General features: G+C 62.1%; 20 protein-coding genes and 1 pseudogene. 13 read left to right on the forward strand and 8 right to left on the reverse strand.

The features are described from left to right. The first annotated feature begins 8 nt into the window (after positions 1 to 8). Entirely contained in the window at positions 9 to 710 is a 702-nt protein-coding gene (rpe, locus tag RPMA_RS19860) for a ribulose-phosphate 3-epimerase (RefSeq protein ID WP_211909393.1), read from the forward strand. 14 nt (positions 711 to 724) lie between these two features. Here the strand turns inward: rpe and RPMA_RS19865 are convergent, their stop codons facing one another. After that, complete coding sequence (locus RPMA_RS19865; RefSeq protein WP_211909394.1) at positions 725 to 1,615, reverse strand: tetratricopeptide repeat protein; 891 nt, start codon at positions 1,613 to 1,615, stop codon at positions 725 to 727. A 182-nt stretch (positions 1,616 to 1,797) separates the two neighbouring features. Here RPMA_RS19865 and RPMA_RS19870 point away from each other — a divergent pair, with 182 nt between their 5' ends. Beyond that, entirely contained in the window at positions 1,798 to 2,577 is a 780-nt protein-coding gene (locus RPMA_RS19870; RefSeq protein ID WP_211909395.1) for a DUF2259 domain-containing protein, read from the forward strand. 12 nt (positions 2,578 to 2,589) lie between these two features. Here the strand turns inward: RPMA_RS19870 and RPMA_RS19875 are convergent, their stop codons facing one another. After that, a complete protein-coding gene (locus tag RPMA_RS19875; RefSeq protein WP_211909396.1) occupies positions 2,590 to 3,000 on the reverse strand; it encodes a hypothetical protein in 411 nt (136 codons plus the stop codon). A 143-nt stretch (positions 3,001 to 3,143) separates the two neighbouring features. On the opposite strand from RPMA_RS19875, the gene purB reads away from it, so the two are divergent. Both purB and RPMA_RS19885 read left to right on the forward strand, forming a co-directional pair. Then, positions 3,144 to 4,454, forward strand: a complete 1,311-nt coding sequence (gene purB, locus RPMA_RS19880) for an adenylosuccinate lyase (protein ID WP_211909397.1) — start codon at positions 3,144 to 3,146, stop codon at positions 4,452 to 4,454. 86 nt (positions 4,455 to 4,540) lie between these two features. Further along, the gene (locus RPMA_RS19885) at positions 4,541 to 5,098 is read left to right on the forward strand and encodes an MOSC domain-containing protein (RefSeq protein WP_211909398.1); all 558 of its coding nucleotides are present in this window, start codon (positions 4,541 to 4,543) and stop codon (positions 5,096 to 5,098) included. 3 nt (positions 5,099 to 5,101) lie between these two features. Here RPMA_RS19885 and RPMA_RS19890 read toward each other — a convergent pair whose 3' ends face one another. After that, positions 5,102 to 7,492 carry a DUF2235 domain-containing protein gene (locus tag RPMA_RS19890; RefSeq protein ID WP_249225314.1) on the reverse strand — a complete coding sequence of 797 codons (2,391 nt, stop codon included), beginning with the start codon at positions 7,490 to 7,492 and terminating at the stop codon, positions 5,102 to 5,104. Positions 7,493 to 7,690: 198 nt separating this feature from the next. Here RPMA_RS19890 and murI point away from each other — a divergent pair, with 198 nt between their 5' ends. The 5 genes and pseudogenes from murI (at position 7,691) to RPMA_RS19915 (ending at position 11,944) form a co-directional block, all read left to right on the forward strand. Beyond that, positions 7,691 to 8,488, forward strand: a complete 798-nt coding sequence (murI, locus tag RPMA_RS19895) for a glutamate racemase (protein WP_211909400.1) — start codon at positions 7,691 to 7,693, stop codon at positions 8,486 to 8,488. A gap of 79 nt (positions 8,489 to 8,567) precedes the next feature. After that, positions 8,568 to 8,948 (forward strand): cupin domain-containing protein, encoded by a 381-nt coding sequence (locus tag RPMA_RS19900; protein ID WP_211909401.1) that lies wholly within the window; start codon positions 8,568 to 8,570, stop codon positions 8,946 to 8,948. A gap of 20 nt (positions 8,949 to 8,968) precedes the next feature. Then, positions 8,969 to 9,768 (forward strand): annotated as a pseudogene (locus tag RPMA_RS19905) (HpcH/HpaI aldolase family protein). 252 nt (positions 9,769 to 10,020) lie between these two features. Continuing rightward, positions 10,021 to 10,638, forward strand: coding sequence for a 30S ribosomal protein S4 (gene rpsD, locus RPMA_RS19910; protein ID WP_211909402.1), 618 nt, complete (start codon positions 10,021 to 10,023; stop codon positions 10,636 to 10,638). A gap of 238 nt (positions 10,639 to 10,876) precedes the next feature. After that, positions 10,877 to 11,944 carry a threonine aldolase family protein gene (locus RPMA_RS19915; protein ID WP_211909403.1) on the forward strand — a complete coding sequence of 356 codons (1,068 nt, stop codon included), beginning with the start codon at positions 10,877 to 10,879 and terminating at the stop codon, positions 11,942 to 11,944. 99 nt (positions 11,945 to 12,043) lie between these two features. On the opposite strand, the gene RPMA_RS19920 is transcribed toward RPMA_RS19915, so the two are convergent. From RPMA_RS19920 to grxD, 4 genes are all read right to left on the reverse strand, one after another. Further along, a complete protein-coding gene (locus tag RPMA_RS19920) occupies positions 12,044 to 13,330 on the reverse strand; it encodes a serine hydrolase domain-containing protein (RefSeq protein ID WP_211909404.1) in 1,287 nt (428 codons plus the stop codon). Beyond that, a complete protein-coding gene (locus RPMA_RS19925; protein WP_211909405.1) occupies positions 13,311 to 14,606 on the reverse strand; it encodes a serine hydrolase domain-containing protein in 1,296 nt (431 codons plus the stop codon). Before RPMA_RS19925 ends, RPMA_RS19920 begins: the two co-directional genes overlap by 20 nt. A 48-nt stretch (positions 14,607 to 14,654) precedes the next feature. After that, complete coding sequence (locus tag RPMA_RS19930; protein ID WP_211909406.1) at positions 14,655 to 15,131, reverse strand: O-acetyl-ADP-ribose deacetylase; 477 nt, start codon at positions 15,129 to 15,131, stop codon at positions 14,655 to 14,657. Between the two features lie 65 nt (positions 15,132 to 15,196). Then, the gene (gene grxD, locus RPMA_RS19935) at positions 15,197 to 15,532 is read right to left on the reverse strand and encodes a Grx4 family monothiol glutaredoxin (RefSeq protein WP_211909407.1); all 336 of its coding nucleotides are present in this window, start codon (positions 15,530 to 15,532) and stop codon (positions 15,197 to 15,199) included. A 309-nt stretch (positions 15,533 to 15,841) separates the two neighbouring features. Here grxD and egtB point away from each other — a divergent pair, with 309 nt between their 5' ends. Then, the gene (gene egtB, locus RPMA_RS19940) at positions 15,842 to 17,080 is read left to right on the forward strand and encodes an ergothioneine biosynthesis protein EgtB (protein ID WP_408056453.1); all 1,239 of its coding nucleotides are present in this window, start codon (positions 15,842 to 15,844) and stop codon (positions 17,078 to 17,080) included. Positions 17,081 to 17,122: 42 nt separating this feature from the next. Beyond that, positions 17,123 to 18,088, forward strand: coding sequence for an L-histidine N(alpha)-methyltransferase (gene egtD / locus RPMA_RS19945; RefSeq protein WP_211909408.1), 966 nt, complete (start codon positions 17,123 to 17,125; stop codon positions 18,086 to 18,088). A gap of 109 nt (positions 18,089 to 18,197) precedes the next feature. Here the strand turns inward: egtD and RPMA_RS19950 are convergent, their stop codons facing one another. Beyond that, positions 18,198 to 18,434 (reverse strand): BolA/IbaG family iron-sulfur metabolism protein, encoded by a 237-nt coding sequence (locus RPMA_RS19950; RefSeq protein ID WP_211909409.1) that lies wholly within the window; start codon positions 18,432 to 18,434, stop codon positions 18,198 to 18,200. A gap of 169 nt (positions 18,435 to 18,603) precedes the next feature. On the opposite strand from RPMA_RS19950, the gene RPMA_RS19955 reads away from it, so the two are divergent. Then, positions 18,604 to 18,966, forward strand: coding sequence for a DUF427 domain-containing protein (locus RPMA_RS19955; protein WP_211909410.1), 363 nt, complete (start codon positions 18,604 to 18,606; stop codon positions 18,964 to 18,966). 120 nt (positions 18,967 to 19,086) lie between these two features. Then, positions 19,087 to 20,259 carry an acyltransferase family protein gene (locus RPMA_RS19960; protein ID WP_211909411.1) on the forward strand — a complete coding sequence of 391 codons (1,173 nt, stop codon included), beginning with the start codon at positions 19,087 to 19,089 and terminating at the stop codon, positions 20,257 to 20,259. The last annotated feature ends 34 nt before the right edge of the window (positions 20,260 to 20,293 follow it).

The following is a 20,293-nucleotide window of genomic DNA, read 5'->3' on the forward strand; positions in this document are numbered from 1 at the left end:
GACCGACCATGTCCCAGAGCTTCGCACCGCGCCCGCTGGTGATCGCCCCCTCCATCCTGGCGGCCGACTACGCCAAGCTCGGCGAGGAAGTGCGCACGGTGGACCAAGCCGGCGCCGACTGGATGCATCTCGACGTGATGGACGGCCATTTCGTGCCGAACATTTCCTACGGCCCCGACGTCATCAAGGCGCTGCGCCCGCACACCAAGAAGATCTTCGATGCGCATCTGATGATCGCACCTGTCGATCCCTATCTCGAAGCCTTCGCCAAGGCCGGATGCGACCACATCACCGTGCATGCGGAAGCGGGCCCCCATCTGCACCGCTCGCTGCAGGCGATCCGCGCGCTCGGCAAGAAGGCCGGCGTCTCGCTCAATCCCGGCACGCCGCTCTCGGCCATCGAATATGTGCTCGACCTCGTCGATCTCGTGCTGGTGATGTCGGTCAATCCCGGCTTCGGCGGCCAGGCCTTCATTCCCTCGGCGATCGACAAGGTGGCCAATCTCCGCGCCATGCTGGCCGGCCGCCCCGTCGATATCGAAGTCGACGGCGGGGTCTCGGCCGCAACGGTCGGTGCACTGGCAGCAGCGGGCGCCAATGCGTTCGTGGCGGGCTCCGCCGTGTTCAAGGGCGGCACGATGGAGAGCTACAAGGCGAATATCGACGGGATCCGCGGCGAGGCGCTGAAGGCGCGCGGGGAGATGGTGTAACCATCCCGCCAGCGCTACGGTTTGACCGCTCCGGGTTGCGCGCGCAAATCCTCGATGCGCTTGGCGATCATTTTATCCGCGGGCGTCATCGCCAAGGCGGCTTCGTAATCGCGAAGTGCGCGCTCGGTATTGCCGACACGCTCGAACGCAAGTGCGCGCCATTTTAGCGCATTGATGTGGCGTGGCCTTAACTCCAGCGCCAGATCGAAATCGGCGATGGCTGCCGTGTAATCCTTGAGCCGAAGATACGCATATCCGCGACCGGATCGCAGCCGGCCCGTATCGTTTGGCGTAAGCCTGCCAAGCGCCAGCGCGCGATCATAGTCTTCGATCGCGAGTTGCTCCCGCTTTGAGCGATTATAGGCCTCAGCCCGGCCCAGAACGAAAATTGCCGACGACGGATCAAGTTTGATGGCAGCGTCAAACTGCTTGATCGCTTCGTCATGCTCACCTTGATTGGTGAGTGTCAGTCCTTGTCCGTTTGCAAATCGACCGTCTTGCGGAAACAGTCTTGCACCTGTGATGTAGTCCGCGAGCGCGGCCGTGTAGCGATCATTCTGGTAGTAAAAGCGCCCACGCTCTTCGTAGGCGCCCGGATCGGTTTCACCGACCAACCTGACCACTTCGGTCAAATCAGCTTCGGCCTGCTCGAACTTGCCTGCCAGCCAATATGCCGTGCTCCGAAAGCGGCGGACTTTCACATCGGCCTGGACGTCCGACCGCAAGCCGATTGCCTGCGAAAAAATCGCAGCGGCGTTGTCGTAGTCCTTCTTGGAGATCGCGACGACGCCCTTGGTCAGGAGGTCATCCCAATTGTCGCTGGCGTCAGCTGATCCGCCTGGCACAAGCAACAGCGCCGCAAGCAGCGAAACCAATCGCGCAAACCGTCCTGTCCCGCCGAGCATGTCAGCCTCCCGTTGACAGGGAAGCTGCTCCGGATTCCAGAAACCCACAATCCTTGATTGCGGCTATCCTGACCAGACACTTAATCCTGCTGTCGCAAGGCATGCCCCGAGGAAATCCCGCATATCGCTCCGCTCATGCGGACTACGTCTGAACTTCCGAACGCGTTGCGCGACCAACACACATGATACAGCCTGCTCTCACGCGTTTAGTGCTCGCCGCCCTGCTCTCGCTCGCGCCATTCGGCGCGGCCCAGGCCGGCGACGCCGCCGCGCGAAAAATCATCGGTTTCTCGCCGGATGGCGCGTATTTCGCGTTCGAGCAATATACGCAGCTCTATGATGCCACCGAGGTCATCGCCGAAATTCAGGTGATCGACATCCGCAAGGATGATTTCGTGAAGGGCTCGCCTTTCGCCATCCGCACCAGGGATGACGACGAGCGCGAGGTCGATGCCGTGCGCGCCGGGCTGATGAGCAAGGCCAAACCGACGCTCGACAGATTGAAGATCTCGCAGCCTGGCACGCACTTCGCCGGCAAGCCATCGATGGATCTCGACGAGATCGGCATCTATCAGATGGATCCGAAGCCGCTCGCCACCGCCCAGGACATCACGCTGCCCGATAGCCGCAAACTGACCCTCACGCTGTCAGACCAGGCGCTCGGCAAGGCCTCCTGCTACGGCGCCGGCGGCCGCGGCACTTTTGGCAGTGTCATCGTCACCGGGCTGAAGCTGCAACTGGCCATCGACGGCGCTCAGCCCGTGACCTTGCAGCAGGACAAGCAACTGCCGAAACGCCGCCGTTGCGTCACGGCCTATGGCATCGCCGAGGCCTATCACCATCGGGCCACCGACGGCACGCAGACGCTGGCGGTGCTGATCGAGACCGTGGACGCCCACGAATTCCACGCTGGCCCTAACCGGCGTTTCATGGTGGTGACGACGCGGCTGCCAGCGAAGTAGCCGGCAACGGGACTACTTTGTCACGCCAGGCACCAGAAAACCAAAGCGCGACAGAATCGTCATCGCGGCGATGATCGTGCTCATCGCGAACGTGAACCACCAGCCGATGTAGCCCTTGGTTGGCAAATGAGCGATGCGTTCGTTCAGCGTCGCCAGATTCACCCTGAGCTCTGCTAAGCCTGAGTGCGTCTCCGAGCGCAGCCCTTCCATCGACGATTGCGCTTCAACCCGAGATCCTTGCAGTCGTTCTCGCAAATCCTTGAGATCGGTGCGCAGCTCCCTGAGGTCGAGCTTCATCTCTGCCACATCGTCTCGGATGTGTCTGACATCAGCTTCGAGCGTGGCGACGCGTGCTTCGATCATGGCGTCAACTGTGCTCCCGCCGACCGGCGGCTGCAAGGTCGGTAATTGCTGCTCGGCCATTCCTGCCCCTGAAGCAGGCTACTCGATATCGCCCAAAATACAACTATAGATTGCCGTCATTTCCTCCCGTGTCGCCGGTTTCCTCCCCCCGCCCCATCTGCTAAACCGCGGCGAAATCCCCCTCATACCGTCCGAGACTGCCGATGATCCCGCGCTATACCCGTCCTGAAATGGCCTCCATCTGGGAGCCGCAGACCCGCTTCAAGATCTGGTTCGAGATCGAGGCGCATGCCGCCGATGCGCTGGCGGAACTCGGCACCATTCCGAAGGATGCGGCCAAGACGATCTGGGCCAAGGCCAAGGACGCCACCTTCAATGTGGATCGCATCGACGAGATCGAGCGCGAGACCAAGCATGACGTCATCGCCTTCCTGACCCATCTCGCCGAGATCGTCGGGCCGGAAGCGCGCTTCGTGCATCAGGGCATGACCTCGTCGGACGTGCTCGACACCTGCCTCAATGTGCAGCTGGTGCGCGCCGCCGATATCCTGATCGCCGATATCGACCGCCTGCTCGCCGCACTGAAGACCCGCGCCTTCGAGCACAAGATGACGCCGACCATCGGCCGCTCGCACGGCATCCATGCCGAGCCGGTCACTTTCGGCCTCAAGCTCGCTTTCGCTTATGCCGAATTCACCCGTAACCGTGAACGCCTCGTCGCCGCGCGCAAGGAAGTTGCGACCTGCGCCATCTCCGGCGCCGTCGGCACCTTTGCGCAGATCGATCCGCGCGTGGAAGAGCATGTTGCCAAAGCCATGGGCCTCGAGCCGGAACCGATCTCGACCCAGGTGATCCCGCGCGATCGCCATGCGATGTATTTTGCGACCCTCGGCGTCATCGCCTCCTCGATGGAGCGCCTAGCCGTCGAAATCCGCCACATGCAGCGTACCGAAGTGCTGGAAGCCGAGGAGTTCTTCTCCGAAGGCCAGAAGGGCTCGTCGGCGATGCCGCACAAGCGCAATCCGGTGCTGACCGAAAACATCACCGGCCTGTCGCGCATGGTTCGCGCCTATGTGACGCCGGCACTGGAGAACGTGGTGCTGTGGCACGAGCGCGATATCTCGCACTCCTCCGCCGAGCGCATGTTCGGCCCGGACGCCACCGTGACCCTCGACTTCGCGCTGAACCGCATGGCCGGCGTGATCGAGAAACTGCTGGTTTATCCCGCCAACATGCAGAAGAATCTCGACCGCCTCGGCGGCCTCGTGCATTCGCAGCGCGTGCTGATCGCGCTGACGCAGAAGGGCGCATCGCGCGAGGACAGCTACAAGCTCGTGCAGCGCAACGCCATGCCGGTATGGCGCGGCGAAGGCGACTTCCAGACGCTGCTGAAGAACGACGCCGACGTGAAGAAGTATCTCACCGACGACGAGATCGCCGAGAAGTTCGACCTCGGCTATCACCTCAAGCATGTGGACACGATCTTCAAGCGCGTGTTCGGCAGCGCGTCTTAACTCACCCGTCATTGCGAGCGGAGCGAAGCAATCCAGTTCTTGAAACGAATGAAGACTGGATTGCTTCGTCGCAAGGGCTCCTCGCAATGACGGGTGAGAGGCCTCAGCCTCGCGTCGTCGCCGTCTCTTTCCGACGCGGACATCACTTCAGCAAGACACCTGCGCTGAGCATTCGCCTGCTCAGCGGCCTCGGGATCGAAGGCGACGGGCATTGCGGCGCGACCGTGCAGCACCGCTACGACCGCCGCCGCGATCCGACCCGGCCGAACCTGCGGCAGGTGCATCTGATCCCGTCCGAACTGTTCGACGACTTGCGCAGCAAGGGTTTTGCCATTGCGCCCGGCGATCTCGGCGAGAACATCACCACATCGGGCATCGATCTCGCAACACTGCCAACAGGCACGCGGCTGCATCTCGGCGCGCATGCGGTGATCGCACTCACCGGCCTGCGCGAGCCCTGCGTGCTGATGGACCGGTTTCAGCAAGGCCTGAAAGCCGCGACGCTGGACCGCGATGCGGATGGCCGGACCATCCGCAAAGCCGGTGTGATGGCTATCGTGATCGCCGGTGGCGAAGTGGCGCCGGGCGATGCGATCCAGATCGAGACGCCCGCCGGTCACACACAACCGCTGGCGCCGGTGTAGTCATCATGGCCGCTTGCGCAGCGTAACTTCCGCCTTGCCGTGATTGTTGTGCCGATAGAAGAAGTCATAGACCCATGGCAGGCTGATCACGGCATCGTTGACATAGACGAATACTTCGCCGTCGCGTCGCGGCTTGAAGGTCGCAGTCCATATGTCATTGCCGCTGGTCGTGAGATCGAGAAGATGCTCTTCCAGTCCGCCTTCACCGACGCGCAGGATGGTCGCGAACCAATTCGACCAGATCAGGCGGCGATACGGGATGGCCGGCACCTGCACCCATGATGATTTTGCCCAGCCAAACCCGTTTGGCTTGCCGTCGATCGTGTCATCCAGCCAGGGCTCCGTGATCCGCAGCGTGATATCGTAAGTCTCGCCCTCCTTCACCTTGATGCCCGTCGCGTTGCAGATGGACGCAGTGTCCATCACATGCGGGCTGACGATCTGCGGCGTGGTCGTGGAGAGTTCGAGCGTCGCATTGCCCTTGCAGATCAGCCCGAGCGTGTTCGCCGTGCCGAAGGCCAGCCACCAGAATAGCCAGAAGGCGATGCCGGTGGGGAAGATCCAGTTCTTCAGCACATAGAAGAAAGCGCGGTACCAGCCCTGCCGCCGCAGCTTGTAAACGGACTTGTGCCAGCCGGTCAGCGCCGGATAGTCGGTGGGACTGTGCCAGCCGATGCGCATGACATCGCGGATCTTGAGCTGGAGATAGCTGCCATAGAGCAGCAATAGCCCCACCAGGATGACGCCGATCAACACGAAACCCGGCGCGCTGCGAAATGCATCGAACCATGGATTAAGCAGCGCGGGCAGGAACGACGCCACCATGTTGACGACCGGATTGACGAAAGCGCCGACGGTCTGGCGGCCGAATTCCGGCACATAAATGACGAGCAGCGGAATGATCGCGATGAAAAGCGACGCGAACACGGTCAGGAAATAGACGACACGGCGCAGCCAGATCCAGTTCCAGACATCGTCCTGAATCTGCGACCGCTCCTGCCCCGGATCGACCGGCGAACGTCCACGGGCAATCGCACCCGCTTTGTCGGTCACATCATAGATGCGCGGCAGGATCGCCGGTGCGTAACGATCGTTACCTTTCGCGATCCGGTCGAACACCGTTTGATGGATCACCGCGCGCGGCGAATCCACGACGTGTTGCGGCATCGTCGGATGCAGATCGGACAGGATATCCTGCTTCTGGTCGGACTGGCCGGTCAACAGGCGATAGAGATGACGGACGTCGCGGCGGATCGACGGCTTATAAGGCAATGCATCATAAAGTTCGGCAATGTTACGCGGTCTGTAGCGATAATAGGCTGCAACGCCTTCGCGGGAATCGTTGAGCTTGTCATTCGGATTGATCTGCGGATCGACCAGCATCTGGCGCTGCGGCTGCAACAGCAACAGCCCATAAGCGGATGCACGGTCGAGCATCCAGTCGAACGTCACATAAGAGAGGCCATCCTGCGGATAGCCGCCGCCGATATCGGCATGCACACCGGTGAACCAGACCTGGCTGATACGCTCGCGATCGATCTCGGGAAGATCCATCCGTAGATGCGGAGGCGTTTCCAGCGGCCGGCCGGTGACTGACGGGGCCTGATAATTGGCGTCGAAAAGCCATTCCTTTTTTTTGCGGCCCGGCACATCGTCATGCCCTCGCACATAACGCTGATCCCAGATCACCGGACGAAATGCGTCGCGTTCGTCTTCGATAGCCAGCGCGTGGCAGGCGCGATGCACTTTCGCATTCATGAACCGATCGGGCATCGAGAGCGGCCACACCCAATAGTCGATGGCGCGTGTCATCTCCTCGATCGGACCACCGTAAGCATCGACCGTATCCCACAGACCGATGAAGTGGATGCTGTCGACATGGATCGGCGGCGGCGGCGTCACTGGCGCCCCAGTCATCTTGCGCCACGTCCAGATCGCTGCATCGCGCACCGCACGCGCCGGCGTCACCAGTCCCTTGGTGATGTTGAAACGGCGTCGATAGTCCCGGTAGGCATCGGCAGCGTAACGCCCGAGCGCGGCTTCGTCGTTCTGATAGGCAATGAGCCCTTGCCGCGCGATCATGCCGGCAACAATGCGCATCGTGAAGGCGCCGCGGCTGAAGCCGAAGCCATAAATGCGATCGCCCGGCTGGTAGTTGCGACAGCAAAAACTGTAGATGTCGATGACGTTGCGCTTCAGGCCGAAGCCGAAGATGCCGCCCAGGATCGCGAAAAGCTTGAAGGATGAGGTGCCGACGCCGTCGTCGTAATAAGCGATCTGGTCGGCGGGCTTGCGCAGGTCGAGCAACTGATACAGCCGCCAGACATTGGTCTTGAACAGTTTGCCCGAGCTGTTGCCGGTGCCGTCGGACAAAAGAACAATATTCTTCACCATCACTCCGCCTCCCCCTGACGTCATGAGCTGACTGAAATATTATTAAAGTTGCAATCTTATAATTATGCAATCAATAAGGCTTATCCTCGTGAGTTTTGTCAACCGGCAAGCCCTCATCGCGCCGCAATCAATCGCGCAAATCGCATTAAATGCGGTTCAACAACCCCGCAGTAACCAACCTGCCCTAGGCTCCCCATCGTGCCCACACGCCCCACCATTCTCGTTTTCGACTCCGGTCTCGGCGGCCTCACCGTCCAGCGCGAGGTTGCGAAGGCGCGGCCGGATGCGCGCTATGTCTATGTGGCCGATGACGCGTTCTTCCCCTATGGCCAGCACGGCGAACAGGCGCTGATCGATCGTGTCGTGCCGCTGATGGGCGAGCTCATCGCGGCGCATCGGCCCGATCTCATCGTCCTCGCCTGCAACACCGCCTCGACCATCGTGCTGTCGCATCTGCGCGCCGCCTATAGCGTGCCCATCGTCGGCACCGTGCCGGCGATCAAGCCGGCCTGCGCGGGCTCGCTCACCAAGCGGGTTTCGGTGCTGGGCACCTCCGGCACCGTGAAGCGCGAATATACGCAAACACTGATCCGCGAATTCGGCGGCGGCTGCATCGTCACGCTGGTCGGCTCGCCGCATCTCGCCTCATTGGCCGAAGGCGCGCTCGGCAGCGCCGGTGACGGCATTACCGACAAAGCCATCTTCGACGAGATCGCGCCCTGCTTCATCCAGGACGCAGCCGGCGCGCGTACCGACACGGTGGTGCTGGCCTGCACGCATTACCCGCTGCTGCTGGATGAACTGACGCGCCTCGCCCCATGGCCGGTGACTTGGATCGATCCGGCGCCCGCGATCGCGCGCCGCGTGGTCGGCCTGATCGGCGATCTCCAGCCCGGCGCGCCGCATGGCGATGCGGTCCTGCTCTATACGTCCGGCAAGCGCCATGCGTGGCCGGAAGCACTGGCGCCCTTCTTCGGCGGCCAGGTCGCGGCATAACCTTCGCTCGACTTTCCCCCGCGCACTGCTAGCCTCCCGTGGTGCCGATCCGCCAAGAGACCGGCAGAGGGAGACAGACATGTTCAGGACAGTGATAGTCGGGCTGACCATTGCCACGCTCGCCGGTGGTGCCGCCTTCGCGCAAGGCATCAAGCGTACGCCATTGCAGAAAGTGGAATTCCCCGAGGGCTACGAGACCGTGACCGCGATCGCCGAGGTGCCGCCGGGCGGCGCATCGGGTCGGCACACACATCCCGGTGCTGAAACCGGCTATGTGCTCGAGGGCGAACTCGAACTGGTGATCGATGGCAAGCCGCCGCTCAAGCTCAAGGCGGGCGACAGCTATCAGATCCCGGCCGGCGCCGTACACGATGCCCGCGCCACCGGCGACAAGCCAATGAAGGTGCTCGGCATCTATATCGTCACCAAGGGCAAACCGCTCGCCGAAGCCGCCAAGTAAAAGCAGGACATGCCGTGCCGATGACGTTCCCCGCGCCGTTTCACGATCTCAAGCAGAAATGGCGCGAGGGGCGCCCCACGTTCGGGCCATTGCCACCATCCCCTCGATCCAGACCGTGCGCATCATGGCGCAGTCGCTGGACTGGCTGATCGTCGATTGCGAACACGGCCCGATCGACCTCAACACCGCGCATGGGATGATCACCGCCACCGCGGGCACCAACTGCACGCCGCTGGTGCGGATCGCATCCAACGACCCCTCCCTCGCCAAGGCGCCGATGGATTTTGGCGCCATGGGCATCAACTTCCCGATGATCAACAGCGCTGCGGATGCCGCGAAGGCCGTGCGCAGCCTGCGCTATCCGCCGGCCGGCGAGCGGCTGTGGGGACCGTTCCATGCGCCGTTCCGCTGGAACGTAAGCATGCCCGACTACATGGCGCGCGCCGACGACAGCATGATCTGCATGATCACCATCGAGCATGTGGATGCGGTGAACCGCATCGACGAGATCATGGCCACGGAGGGCATCGACATCGCCGTGATCGGCATCGGCGATCTCGCCACCTCCATCGGCAAGCGCGGCCAGACCGGCGATCCCGAGGTGCAGGCGCTGGTCGCCAGGGCCGAGGCCGGGATCCTGAAGAGCGGCGTGCCGATCGGCGGCGCGGCGCTCAATGCGGACATGGCCAATGCCATGATCGACCGCGGCTATGTGGCCCTCGCGCTGGGATTCGACTGGAGCCTGTTCCAGCGTGGAATTGCCGCCGGTTTCGAGGGAATTCGGCGTCGAAACCCGGTTCCGGGCCGATTTTCAGGCTGATATCGGCTCATTCGGGCTATAATCGCCCCGGATGGCCAAAAAGCCCTGTCTTTCAATTGACATAACCGGCCCCGCCCCCTAGAAACCGCCCTGCTCGCGGGCCGTTTTCGGCCCGCGAAGCGTTTCGCACCCGTGGTTCTCCTCCCAGCTTTGGGAATGAGCCTGTCGGTGCCGGGATTTCCTTCAAAAGATCACCCGGCATACAGGAGGGCGCGTCTCCTCACATCCACCAATCTCATTATCGAGGACGCGATGACAAAGCGTAGTGAAGCCAAGTACAAAATCGACCGCCGCATGGGCCAGAACATTTGGGGTCGCCCCAAGTCTCCGGTCAACAAGCGCGAATACGGCCCCGGCCAGCATGGCCAGCGCCGCAAGGGCAAGCTCTCGGACTTCGGCACGCAGCTGCGCGCCAAGCAGAAGCTGAAGGGCTATTACGCCAACATTTCCGAACGCCAGTTCTACGCCGTCTACGTCGAGGCTTCGCGCCTCAAGGGCGACACCGGTGAAAACCTGATCGGCCTGCTCGAGCGCCGCCTCGACACCGTGGTGTATCGCGCCAAGTTCGTCGCCACCATGTTCGCTGCCCGCCAGTTCATCAATCACGGCCATGTCCGCGTGAACGGCAAGCGCGTCAACATTTCGAGCTACCTCGTGAAGGTCGGCGACGTGATCGAGGTCAAGGAAGCCTCGAAGCAGCTCGCCATCGTTCTCGAAGCTTCGCAGCTCGGCGAGCGTGACGTGCCGGATTACGTCGAAACCGACCACAACAAGATGACCGCGCGCTTCATCCGCATCCCCGCACTGTCGGACGTTCCGTTCGCCGTGCAGATGGAACCGCATCTGATCGTCGAATTCTATTCGCGCTAATCGCTTTTGCGACGAAGACGAAAAGGCCCCGGTTCTCCGGGGCCTTTTTTGTTGCCGCCACACACTCTGCCCTCATCCTGAGGAGCGCGCCCTTGCGCGCGTCTCGAAGGATGGCCACACATGCAGCTCATGGTTCGAGACGGCGCCAAGTGGCGCCTCCTCACCATGAGGGTCGGAGATAGGCCTCTCGTCCATCCGCGTTCTTGTTTCACTTTGCAGAGCTCATCGGAAAGCGAACATGCCCTTCACCCCTGCCCGTCCCGATCCTTCGCAGCCGTCTGTCCGCATCAACCTTCTGTCGGACACGCAGACCAAGCCGACACCCGCGATGCGTGCCGCCATGGCCGCGGCAGAAGTCGGCGACGAACAGGTCGGCGACGATCCCACCGTCAACGCCCTCTGCGATCGCGTCGCCGAGTTGCTCGGCAAGGAAGCCGCGGTGTTCATGCCGTCAGGCACCATGTGCAATGTTGCCGGCCTGCTCGCGCATTGCCGACCAGGCGATGAAATCCTCGCCCATCGCACCGCGCATATCCTGTCGCGCGAAGGCGGTACCCATGCAGCCCTTGGCGGTTTCCAGATCACCGGCCTCGACGGCGCCGACGGCAAGTTCACGCCGGATACGCTGCGCACAGCGCTGCATCCACGCACGCGCTACGAGGCTGCGCAAACACTCGTCAGCGTCGAGCAGACCGCCAATATCGGCGGCGGCACCATCTGGGCGAAAGCCGATCTCGACGCGGTCGTTGCCATCGCCCGCGAACGCGGCATGGCCACGCATATGGACGGCGCGCGGCTGCTCAATGCCTGCGTCGCCACCGGCATCAGCGCGCGTGAGATGTCCGCGGGCTGGGATTCCGTGTGGATCGATTTCAGCAAGGGCCTCGGCGCGCCCGTCGGCGCCGTTCTCGCCGGCACGCGCGACTACATCGACGCGGTGTGGCGCTGGAAACAGGGATTGGGCGGATCGATGCGCCAGGCCGGCATCATTGCCGCTGCCTGCATCCATGCGCTCGACCATCACGTCGATCGCCTCGCTGACGATCACACCCATGCGCGAACGCTTGCGCGTGGCCTTGCGCAGATCGCTGGCATCGACGTGCAGGAGCCGGAAACGAATCTCGTCTTCTTCGACCCCGCCGGCGCCGGCATCACGGCGGCGGACATGGTGAAAGCACTGCGCGTGAAAGGCGTGACCCTCGCCACCATGGATGGCCGCATCCGGGCCTGTACGCATCTGGATGTGAATGCCGCGATGATCGAGGACACGTTGGGGATGGTGCGCGATATCGTGCGGGGCGTGTAATTTCTCCGTCATTGCGAGGAGCCACTTCGCGACGAAGCAATCCAGTTCTTCACGTGTGGCTCTGGATTGCTTCGTCGCTTCGCTCCTCGCAATGACGATCTAGTTTTTCTCCAGCGCCTCGTACACAATCTTCCGCACGTCCACCTCCATGCGCCAGCGCTGCGACGGCGCCTGGGTCATCACCAGCACGAACATGTCGTCGGCGGGATCGACCCAGAAGAAGGTGCCGCCGACGCCATCCCAGCGATACTCACCGAGCGGCCCGGGCTCCTCCGTCGTTTCCTTCGTCCGCACGGCGAAGCCATAACCGAATCCACTGACTGCACCGGGGAAGTAATAGTAATCGCGTGCGATGCCACTCCCGGGACCGATGTGATCGCGTGTCATCTCCTTGACGCGCACGGCCGAAAGATATCGCTTGCCATCCAGCGCGCCGCCATTCAGCATCATCTGCAGGAAGCGCGCATAATCGGCGATGGTGCCGACAAGACCGGAGCCGCCGGCCTGCCAGAGGCGGACATCGGCGGGATCATGCATGCCGACCACCGGCCCGACCATGCGATCGGATGCAAAGGGCTCGGCGACGCGTTCGCGGTGATTCAAGTCGGTGATGTAAAAGGACGTATCCGTCATCCCGAGCGGATCGAACAGGCGATCCCTCAGAAAGTGATAGAGCGTATCGCCCGACACGACCTCGATCACGCGACCGAGAATATCGGTGGAGTGTCCGTAGTTCCACAACGTGCCCGGCTGCTCCGCCAGTGGCAGCTTTGCGATCCGATCGGACCATGACGCATTGTCCCAATCGCGCCCGAACACATCGAGCTGGGCATAGCGTTTTCGGGCGGGGTCATCGCCATAGAAGCCATAGGTGATGCCGGATGTATGCTTCAGCAAATCGGCGATGGTAATCGGGCGCTTCAGCGGCGCGAGACCGAAGCTGGCATGTTCGTCACCGCCCGTTGCATCAAGCCCCACTTTGGCTTTTGCGAAGGCCGGAATGTATGTCGACAGCGGATCGTCGAGCTTCAGCCTGCCCTCCTCAACCAGCATCATGGCCGCCACCGAGGTGACCGGCTTGCTCATCGAATACAGTCGGAAGATCGAATCCGCCGTCATCGGATGGCCGCCGTCGCGGTTGCCGAATGTATCGAAATAGACGGGCCTGCCATGTTGCTGCACCAGCACCACCGCACCCGGTATCTTGCGCTCAGCCACCATGCCGAGGAAGTAATCATCGAGCTTGAGCAGCCTGTCGGGCGAGAATTTTCGCGCGACTGGATGCGCTTTCTCTGCGAGCGCAGACGATACCGGCGAGCCACAGAGGCCGACGCCACCCAGCGCCAGCAGCAGTAATGCGAGGGCACTATTTCTCCAGCGCTTCATAGACGAGCAGCTTGAGCGAGCGCTGGATCCGTTGGCGTTCCGATGGGGTCTGTTCGAGCAGGATCATAAAGAAATCCTGTTTGGGATCGATGATGAAATAGCAGCCGGAAGCGCCGTCCCATTTCAACTCGCCGAGCGATCCCGGCGGCGGCGGTTTTGCATTGCCTGCATCGGTGCGCACGGCAAAACCATAGCCGAAACCGAAACCGTCGCCAGGGAAATACAGCGCGTCGCGCTTGATGCCTGAGTCCTTGCCGACGTGATCGGTGCTCATGTCCTTGAACACCGCAGGGCTCAGATAGCGCTTGCCGTCATACTCGCCGCCATTGAGCAGCATCTGCGCGAATTTGCGGTAGTCCGACAGTGTCGAGACCATGCCGCCGCTGCCGGACTCCCATTTCTGATAGGTCTCGGGACGGCCCTGCCGGCCGGTGCGGAAATCGCGATCCCAGCCCATCGGCTTGGCGAGCAGCGCCTCTTTCACTTTCTCCTTCACATAGAAGCCGGTGGAGGTCATGCCGAGCGGCTTCAGCAGCTTCTCCTCTTCGAAGCCCAGCAGCGTCTTGCCGGATACGACTTCGATGACGCGGCCGAGAATGTCGGTGGAGTGGCCGTAGTCCCACATGGTGCCGGGCTGATATTCCAGCGGCAGCTGCGCGATGCGATCGGCGAATTCCTTGTTGTCGAAATCACCATTGTAGATATCCGCATTGCCATAGGCGCGACGCACGAGGCTCTCGCCGTAGAAGCCATAGGTGATGCCGGAGGTGTGCAACAGCAGATCGCGGATCGTCACCGGGCGATCGGGTGCGACGATCTCCAGCGCCTTCTCGCCATTCTCCAGCTTCTTCTCGACGCCGACCTTGGCCTTCGCAAAGGACGGAATGTACTTTGACACGGGATCGTCGAGCTTCAGCTTCCCTTCGTCCACCAGCATCATCGCCGCGAAGGACGTGATCGGCTTGGTCATGGAGTGCAGGCGAAAGATCGTGTCCGCCGTCATCGGCTGCTTGGTGTCTGGATCGCGCTCGCCGAAGAACCGCTCATAGACGGGCTTGCCGTGCTGCTGGATCAGCACGATGGCGCCGGGGATCTTGCCGTTGGCAATCTGCGTCTTGAAGAAGGCATCGATGGCCTTCAGTTTCTCCTGCGAGAACTGCGCGCCCGCCGGAATGTCGAACGTGCCTTCGGCGGCGAAGCGATCCTGCGCCGATGCAGGCACCGCGAGCAGCAGCGCACAGACGATCATCGCACGCATCAGATCCCGTCGCTTCATCGCCCGTCCTCTTTGCCAGATGGCAGGAAGTCTAGCGGCCGGACGATGTCAGGCAAGAGGTGCGATGCGGGCCAGCGCCCGGCGATGCAATTCTGCCGATGGCTCGGAGAAGCAGCAGAAGGTGACGGCGGTGATGCCCGCAATATCGGGCAAGGTCTCACTCACGATTCCCACCGCGATTTCCGCAGCCCGATCCGCCGGGAAGCCGTAGACGCCAGTCGAGATGGCAGGGAAGGCAACCGACGCGAGCCGGTTCGCCTGGCAAAGTTCCAGGGAGCGCCGGTAGCATGAGGCGAGAGCGGCGTCCTCGCCTCGCCCGCCGCCATGCCAGATCGGGCCCACCGTGTGGATCACATGGCGGGCCGGCAAACGGTATCCGAGGGTGATTTTCGCATCGCCGGTGGCGCAACCGCCCAGTGTACAGCATTCGGCGAGCAGATCCGGGCCTGCAGCCCGATGGATCGCGCCATCCACGCCACCGCCGCCAAGAAGCGTCTCATTGGCGGCGTTGACGATGGCATCCATGCGCAGCGTGGTGATGTCGGCGACGACGACGTCCAGCGTCGTCGCCCCGCATTGTCGCTGAAAGATCAGGCCGAAGCCGGGGCGTCGATCACGCCCTTTTCAGCCAGCAGGCTCTGCAACTCGCCGGCCTGGAACATCTCGCGGACGATGTCGCAGCCGCCGATGAATTCGCCCTTCACATAGAGCTGCGGAATGGTCGGCCAGTTCGAATAGGTCTTGATGCCGTCGCGCAGATCGGCGGATTCGAGAACATTGAGGCCCTTGTAGCCGACGCCGACGTGATCGAGGATCTGGACAACCTGGCCCGAGAAACCGCACTGCGGAAACTGCGGCGTGCCCTTCATGAACAGCACCACGTCGTTGGTCTTCACTTCGTTCTCGATGAATTGCTCAATGCTCATGATCGCGTCCCTGTTGCGGCCAAAATGTTGCGGCCCATCGCTGCCTGCCATCCGCCGCAGCGCCCGTCACATGCCCATATATGTATCCGAATCTGCTTTGCAGCCCAAGCCGAAAGCCTGATTTTCCGGGCATTTCCCGCGCCATCCGCCCCTTCCCGCCGCCTCTCCGCAAATTTGTCCAAGCCGGCAAAGGCCCGTTTTGTATGATGGGAAGCCTTTCATCCCGCCGGAAAGGGCCTATCTAGGACAAACCTTTCCTGCGGAACGCATCCGGAAGACTGACGTTCTCCTTCAAAATCGGAGATTTACGTGACGCCACCAGTATCCGCCCAGCACGCAGCCACGATCTCCGCGACCGGCTCCCTCGCCCAGCAACTCAGCGATGCCTTTCTGACGGTCCGTCACGAGACCGAACGCCGTGCAGCACCGCTCTCGCCAGAAGACCAGTTGATCCAGTCGATGGCCGACGCCAGCCCGGCCAAGTGGCACCGCGCCCATGTCACCTGGTTCTGGGAGCAGTTTCTGCTCGGCGAGCATCAGCTCGGCTACAAGGTCTTCCATCCCGACTACGCCTATCTGTTCAATTCCTATTATGTCTCGGCCGGCCCGCGCCACGCCCGCGCGCAACGTGGGCATCTGACCCGCCCATCGGCGGACGAAGTCACGGCGTATCGCCGCCATGTCGATGATGCCGTGGTAAAATTCTTCAGCGAGGCCAGCGAGGACAAGCTCGCATCGCTGGTGCCGCTGCTCGAAGTCGGCATGAATCACGAGCAGCAGCATCAGGAGCTGATGTATACCGACATCCTGCACGCCTTCGCGCAGAATCCGATCCCGCCTGCCTACGACGCTGACTGGCGCATGCCCGCGACGACGCGCGACGGCGATGCATGGACCACGCTCACCGAGGGCATCCACACCATCGGCCACACCAGCGACAGTTTTCATTTCGACAACGAGAAGCCCGCACATCGTGCGCTTGTCGGCCCGGTGAAACTGCAGCGCAATCTTGTGACCAATCGCGAATGGCGCGATTTCATGGATGATGGCGGCTACGACAAGGCCACGCTGTGGCTGATGGACGGCTTTGCCGCTGCTGCGCGCGAGGAATGGCAGGCACCCGGCCACTGGCGCAAGATCGACGGCGAGTGGCAGATCATGACGCTGGGTGGTCTGCAGACCATCGATACGGACGCACCGGTCTGTCACATCAGCTATTACGAGGCCGATGCCTTTGCGCGCTGGAGTGGCAAGCATCTGCCGACCGAAATGGAATGGGAAGTCGCGGCCCGCGCCAACAGCCTCAACGATGCCTATGGCATCGTCTGGCAATGGACGCGCTCATCCTACGCGCCCTATCCCGGCTACCGCGCCATCGAAGGCGCGCTCGGCGAATACAACGGCAAGTTCATGGTGAACCAGTATGTGCTGCGCGGCTCGTCGCTGGCGACGCCGCAGGGTCACAGCCGTGTCACCTATCGCAACTTCTTCTATCCCTACCATCGCTGGCAGTTCACCGGCCTGCGCCTCGCAGACTACGGCAACTGAGCATCACCCCGCATCCATCGCGACCGCGTTGAGGAGAGCAACATGAACGTCCATGCCCCGCTGGCCGAGGCCAAGCTCGATCCTGCGACCACGGCCTTTGCTGCGGATGTGACCGAAGCGCTGTCGCAGCAGCCGAAAAAGCTGTCGCCGAAATATTTTTACGACGAAGCCGGCTCGCAGCTGTTCGAGCAAATTACAAAACTGCCCGAATATTATCCGACGCGCACCGAGCTCGGCATTCTCCGCGCCCGCGGCAAGGATATCTGCTCGATCATTCCGAAGGACGCAGCGCTGGTCGAATTCGGCGCCGGCGCCACCACGAAGGTACGCCTGTTGCTCGAGCAGTGCTCATTCGGCGCCTATGTGCCGGTGGATATTTCCGGCGACTTTCTCGCCGATCAGGCCGCGGAGCTGCGCAAGGATTTCCCGACGCTGGACGTGCTGCCGGTGAACGCGGATTTCACTACGACGTTCGATCTCCCCACCGACGTGAAAGCGATGCCGAAAGTCGGTTTCTTTCCCGGCTCGACGCTCGGCAATTTCGATCCGCATGAAGCCTGCGCATTTCTGCGATCGGCCCGCCAGATCCTTGGCAAGGGCGCGTTGATGCTGATCGGTATCGACCTCGAAAAGGACGAGCGCGTGTTGCAAGCCGCCTATAATGATGCGGCCGGCGTCACCGGCGAATTCAACAAGAACGTGCTGGTACGCATCAATCGCGAGCTCGGTGGCGATTTCGATCTCGGCGCCTTCGTGCACCGCGCGATCTACAACAAGGAGCGCCATCGCATCGAAATGCATCTGATCGCCAAGAAGCCGCAGACGGTGCATCTGCTCGGCCGCAGCTTCAATTTCCGCGCCGGCGAGAGCATCCACACCGAAAGCAGCTACAAATACAGCATGGAGCGTTTTGGGGCGCTGGCCCGCGGTTCGGGCTGGGAGCCGAAGTCGTCATGGACCGATGCGGAGGAGCAGTTCTCGGTCCATGCGCTGGTGGCGGTGGAATAGTCGACGATCTGTAGCCCGGATGGAGCGGAGCGAAATCCGGGGACCGGCGAACTATTGAAGCTCTGAATCCCGGATTGCGCTTCGCTCCATCCGGGCTACGAGTGCGGGCCTAGCCCTCCGGCACACCCGTCTGCAGCGCCAGCGCGTGCAGCACGCCGCCCATCTGGCCCTTCAGCGACTGATAGACGATCTGGTGCTGGGCTACGCGGGACTTGCCGCGAAAGCTTTCCGACAACACGGTTGCCGCATAGTGGTCGCCATCGCCGGCGAGGTCACGGATTGTCACCTGCGCGTCGGGAATCGCGGCCTTGATCATGGTCTCGATATCGCGGGCGTCCATCGGCATTAATCGGGTCTCCAGACATCTCGAATCGCGGCCTGATTGCGCCGCAGGAAGCGTCAGCCTATCGCGTGCAGCGCGGCATTCCCATCACGATAATCCCTCATCCGCCCCTTTTAAAGGCAGGCAAGAGGTCACATCTGGTTGGGATCATCGACCGCTCAAGGGTTTCCCTATGAAAGTCCCCGGCCCGGACCATCCGATCTCCATCACGCCCGCCGGCAAGCATATCCGCGTCACCGCTGGCGACCTCGTGGTCGCCGATACCACCCGGGCCGTAACGCTCAAGGAAGCGACCTATCCCGAGGTGTTCTATATCCCGCGCAGTGACGCCAATATGGATATCGTGACGCGCACCGAGCGCGTGACCCATTGCCCCTACAAAGGCGACGCGAATTATTACAGCATCAAGACCGCGGACAAGGTGCTGGACAACGCCATCTGGACCTATGAGACGCCCTTCCCGGCCATGGCTGACATCAAGGACTATCTCGCTTTCTATCCGGACAAGGTGAAGATCGAGATCCTTCCCGCCTGACCCGGCATCCGCCGATCCCCCGCGAATTGCCGGGACACGCTTCGCCCCTTATCATGGTGCGCATGAATGATGCGACGGCCGCGCCCATGGCGCGGCACAGCGGGGGCTCGCCGGACCACCATGTCAGACCGTAACGCCGCGCTCGACCGCGCCCGCACCTTCGTCACGCTGCTGGTCCTCGCAAACCATGCGGTGGTCGCCTACACCGCCTTCGGCCGCTATTACCCGAACCACTATCTGTGGTCGACGGCGCCCATCGTCGACGACCAGCGCTGGTTCGGCTTCAATGTTCTGACGCTGTTCAACGACACTTTCTTCATGTGCCTGATGTTCATGCTGTCGGGCCTGTTCGTGTGGCCGAGCCTGAAGCGCAAGGGCATCCTGGATTTTGTGCGCGACCGCGCGCTGCGGCTCGGCCTGCCCTTCCTGGCGATGATCCTGGTGTTGATGCCGATCGCCTATTACGCGTCGTTCAGCCTCTCCACCAACAAGACCGGCTTCGTCGAATTCTACATCAATAATTTCAAGCAGGGCCAATGGTTCGCCGGCCCCGGCTGGTTCATCTGGTATCTGCTGTTTCTCGATCTCGTCGCGATTCCAGTCTTCCTGTTCGCGCCGCGATTGGTCGACGGCATCAACCGATTGTCGATCCGCGCTTTCGAGCGACCATGGCTGTTCATCGCCGCGCTCGCGATCATTGCCGTGATCTCCTATGTGCCGTTCCTCTTTACCGTCGGCGCCGTGCGCTGGTTCAGCTTGGGTCCCCTGCAGGTGCAGTTCAGCCGCATGGCGATCTATGGCGTGTTCTTCTTCGCCGGCATGGGCATCGGCGCCGCCAATATCGACCAGGGCCTGCTCGCCCGCACCGGCACGCTGGCACGGCAATGGTTGTGGTGGACGATTGCCGCCGCCGCCTCGTTCGGATCGCTCGCCTATCTCATCAATTTCCGCCGCATGAAGCTATCCAATCTCACCGGCGCGCCGCCATTCTGGTGGCAGTCGAGCTATGGCGTGATCTATGCGATCGCCTGCACGCTGATCTGCCTCGCCGTGCTGGCGCTGTTCGTCCGCTTCGGCCAGCGCGAGAAGAGCATCTTCGATCCGCTGCGCGGCGACGCCTATGGCATCTTCGTGCTGCACTACATCCCGATGCTGTGGCTGCAATGGGCGATGCTGAAAATGCCGTGGGGCGCGCAGCCCAAGGCGCTGATCGCATTCGCCGGCACGCTCGCCATGAGCTGGGCCGCGACGCGCGCATTGCGCCAGATACCCGGCATGACGCGGGTACTGTAACGCCCTTCCCACTCGAATAACGACCACCTGCAGG

The organism is Tardiphaga alba (assembly GCF_018279705.1).
GTDB classification, from domain to species: domain Bacteria; phylum Pseudomonadota; class Alphaproteobacteria; order Rhizobiales; family Xanthobacteraceae; genus Tardiphaga; species Tardiphaga alba.

What these genes read in the sequence shown, in the direction of transcription:
- rpsD (WP_211909402.1), top strand. Translation starts at nt 10,021, where the DNA reads ATGACAAAGCGTAGTGAAGCCAAGTACAAAATCGACCGCCGCATGGGC.
- RPMA_RS19950 (WP_211909409.1), bottom strand. Translation starts at nt 18,434, where the DNA reads ATGCCGATGGACGCCCGCGATATCGAGACCATGATCAAGGCCGCGATT.
- RPMA_RS19865 (WP_211909394.1), bottom strand. Translation starts at nt 1,615, where the DNA reads ATGCTCGGCGGGACAGGACGGTTTGCGCGATTGGTTTCGCTGCTTGCG.
- RPMA_RS19925 (WP_211909405.1), bottom strand. Translation starts at nt 14,606, where the DNA reads ATGAAGCGACGGGATCTGATGCGTGCGATGATCGTCTGTGCGCTGCTG.
- RPMA_RS19875 (WP_211909396.1), bottom strand. Translation starts at nt 3,000, where the DNA reads ATGGCCGAGCAGCAATTACCGACCTTGCAGCCGCCGGTCGGCGGGAGC.
- egtD (WP_211909408.1), top strand. Translation starts at nt 17,123, where the DNA reads ATGAACGTCCATGCCCCGCTGGCCGAGGCCAAGCTCGATCCTGCGACC.
- RPMA_RS19890 (WP_249225314.1), bottom strand. Translation starts at nt 7,492, where the DNA reads ATGGTGAAGAATATTGTTCTTTTGTCCGACGGCACCGGCAACAGCTCG.
- RPMA_RS19960 (WP_211909411.1), top strand. Translation starts at nt 19,087, where the DNA reads ATGTCAGACCGTAACGCCGCGCTCGACCGCGCCCGCACCTTCGTCACG.
- RPMA_RS19920 (WP_211909404.1), bottom strand. Translation starts at nt 13,330, where the DNA reads ATGAAGCGCTGGAGAAATAGTGCCCTCGCATTACTGCTGCTGGCGCTG.
- purB (WP_211909397.1), top strand. Translation starts at nt 3,144, where the DNA reads ATGATCCCGCGCTATACCCGTCCTGAAATGGCCTCCATCTGGGAGCCG.
- RPMA_RS19870 (WP_211909395.1), top strand. Translation starts at nt 1,798, where the DNA reads ATGATACAGCCTGCTCTCACGCGTTTAGTGCTCGCCGCCCTGCTCTCG.
- RPMA_RS19915 (WP_211909403.1), top strand. Translation starts at nt 10,877, where the DNA reads ATGCCCTTCACCCCTGCCCGTCCCGATCCTTCGCAGCCGTCTGTCCGC.
- RPMA_RS19885 (WP_211909398.1), top strand. Translation starts at nt 4,541, where the DNA reads ATGACGGGTGAGAGGCCTCAGCCTCGCGTCGTCGCCGTCTCTTTCCGA.
- RPMA_RS19930 (WP_211909406.1), bottom strand. Translation starts at nt 15,131, where the DNA reads ATGGATGCCATCGTCAACGCCGCCAATGAGACGCTTCTTGGCGGCGGT.
- RPMA_RS19900 (WP_211909401.1), top strand. Translation starts at nt 8,568, where the DNA reads ATGTTCAGGACAGTGATAGTCGGGCTGACCATTGCCACGCTCGCCGGT.
- RPMA_RS19955 (WP_211909410.1), top strand. Translation starts at nt 18,604, where the DNA reads ATGAAAGTCCCCGGCCCGGACCATCCGATCTCCATCACGCCCGCCGGC.
- grxD (WP_211909407.1), bottom strand. Translation starts at nt 15,532, where the DNA reads ATGAGCATTGAGCAATTCATCGAGAACGAAGTGAAGACCAACGACGTG.
- rpe (WP_211909393.1), top strand. Translation starts at nt 9, where the DNA reads ATGTCCCAGAGCTTCGCACCGCGCCCGCTGGTGATCGCCCCCTCCATC.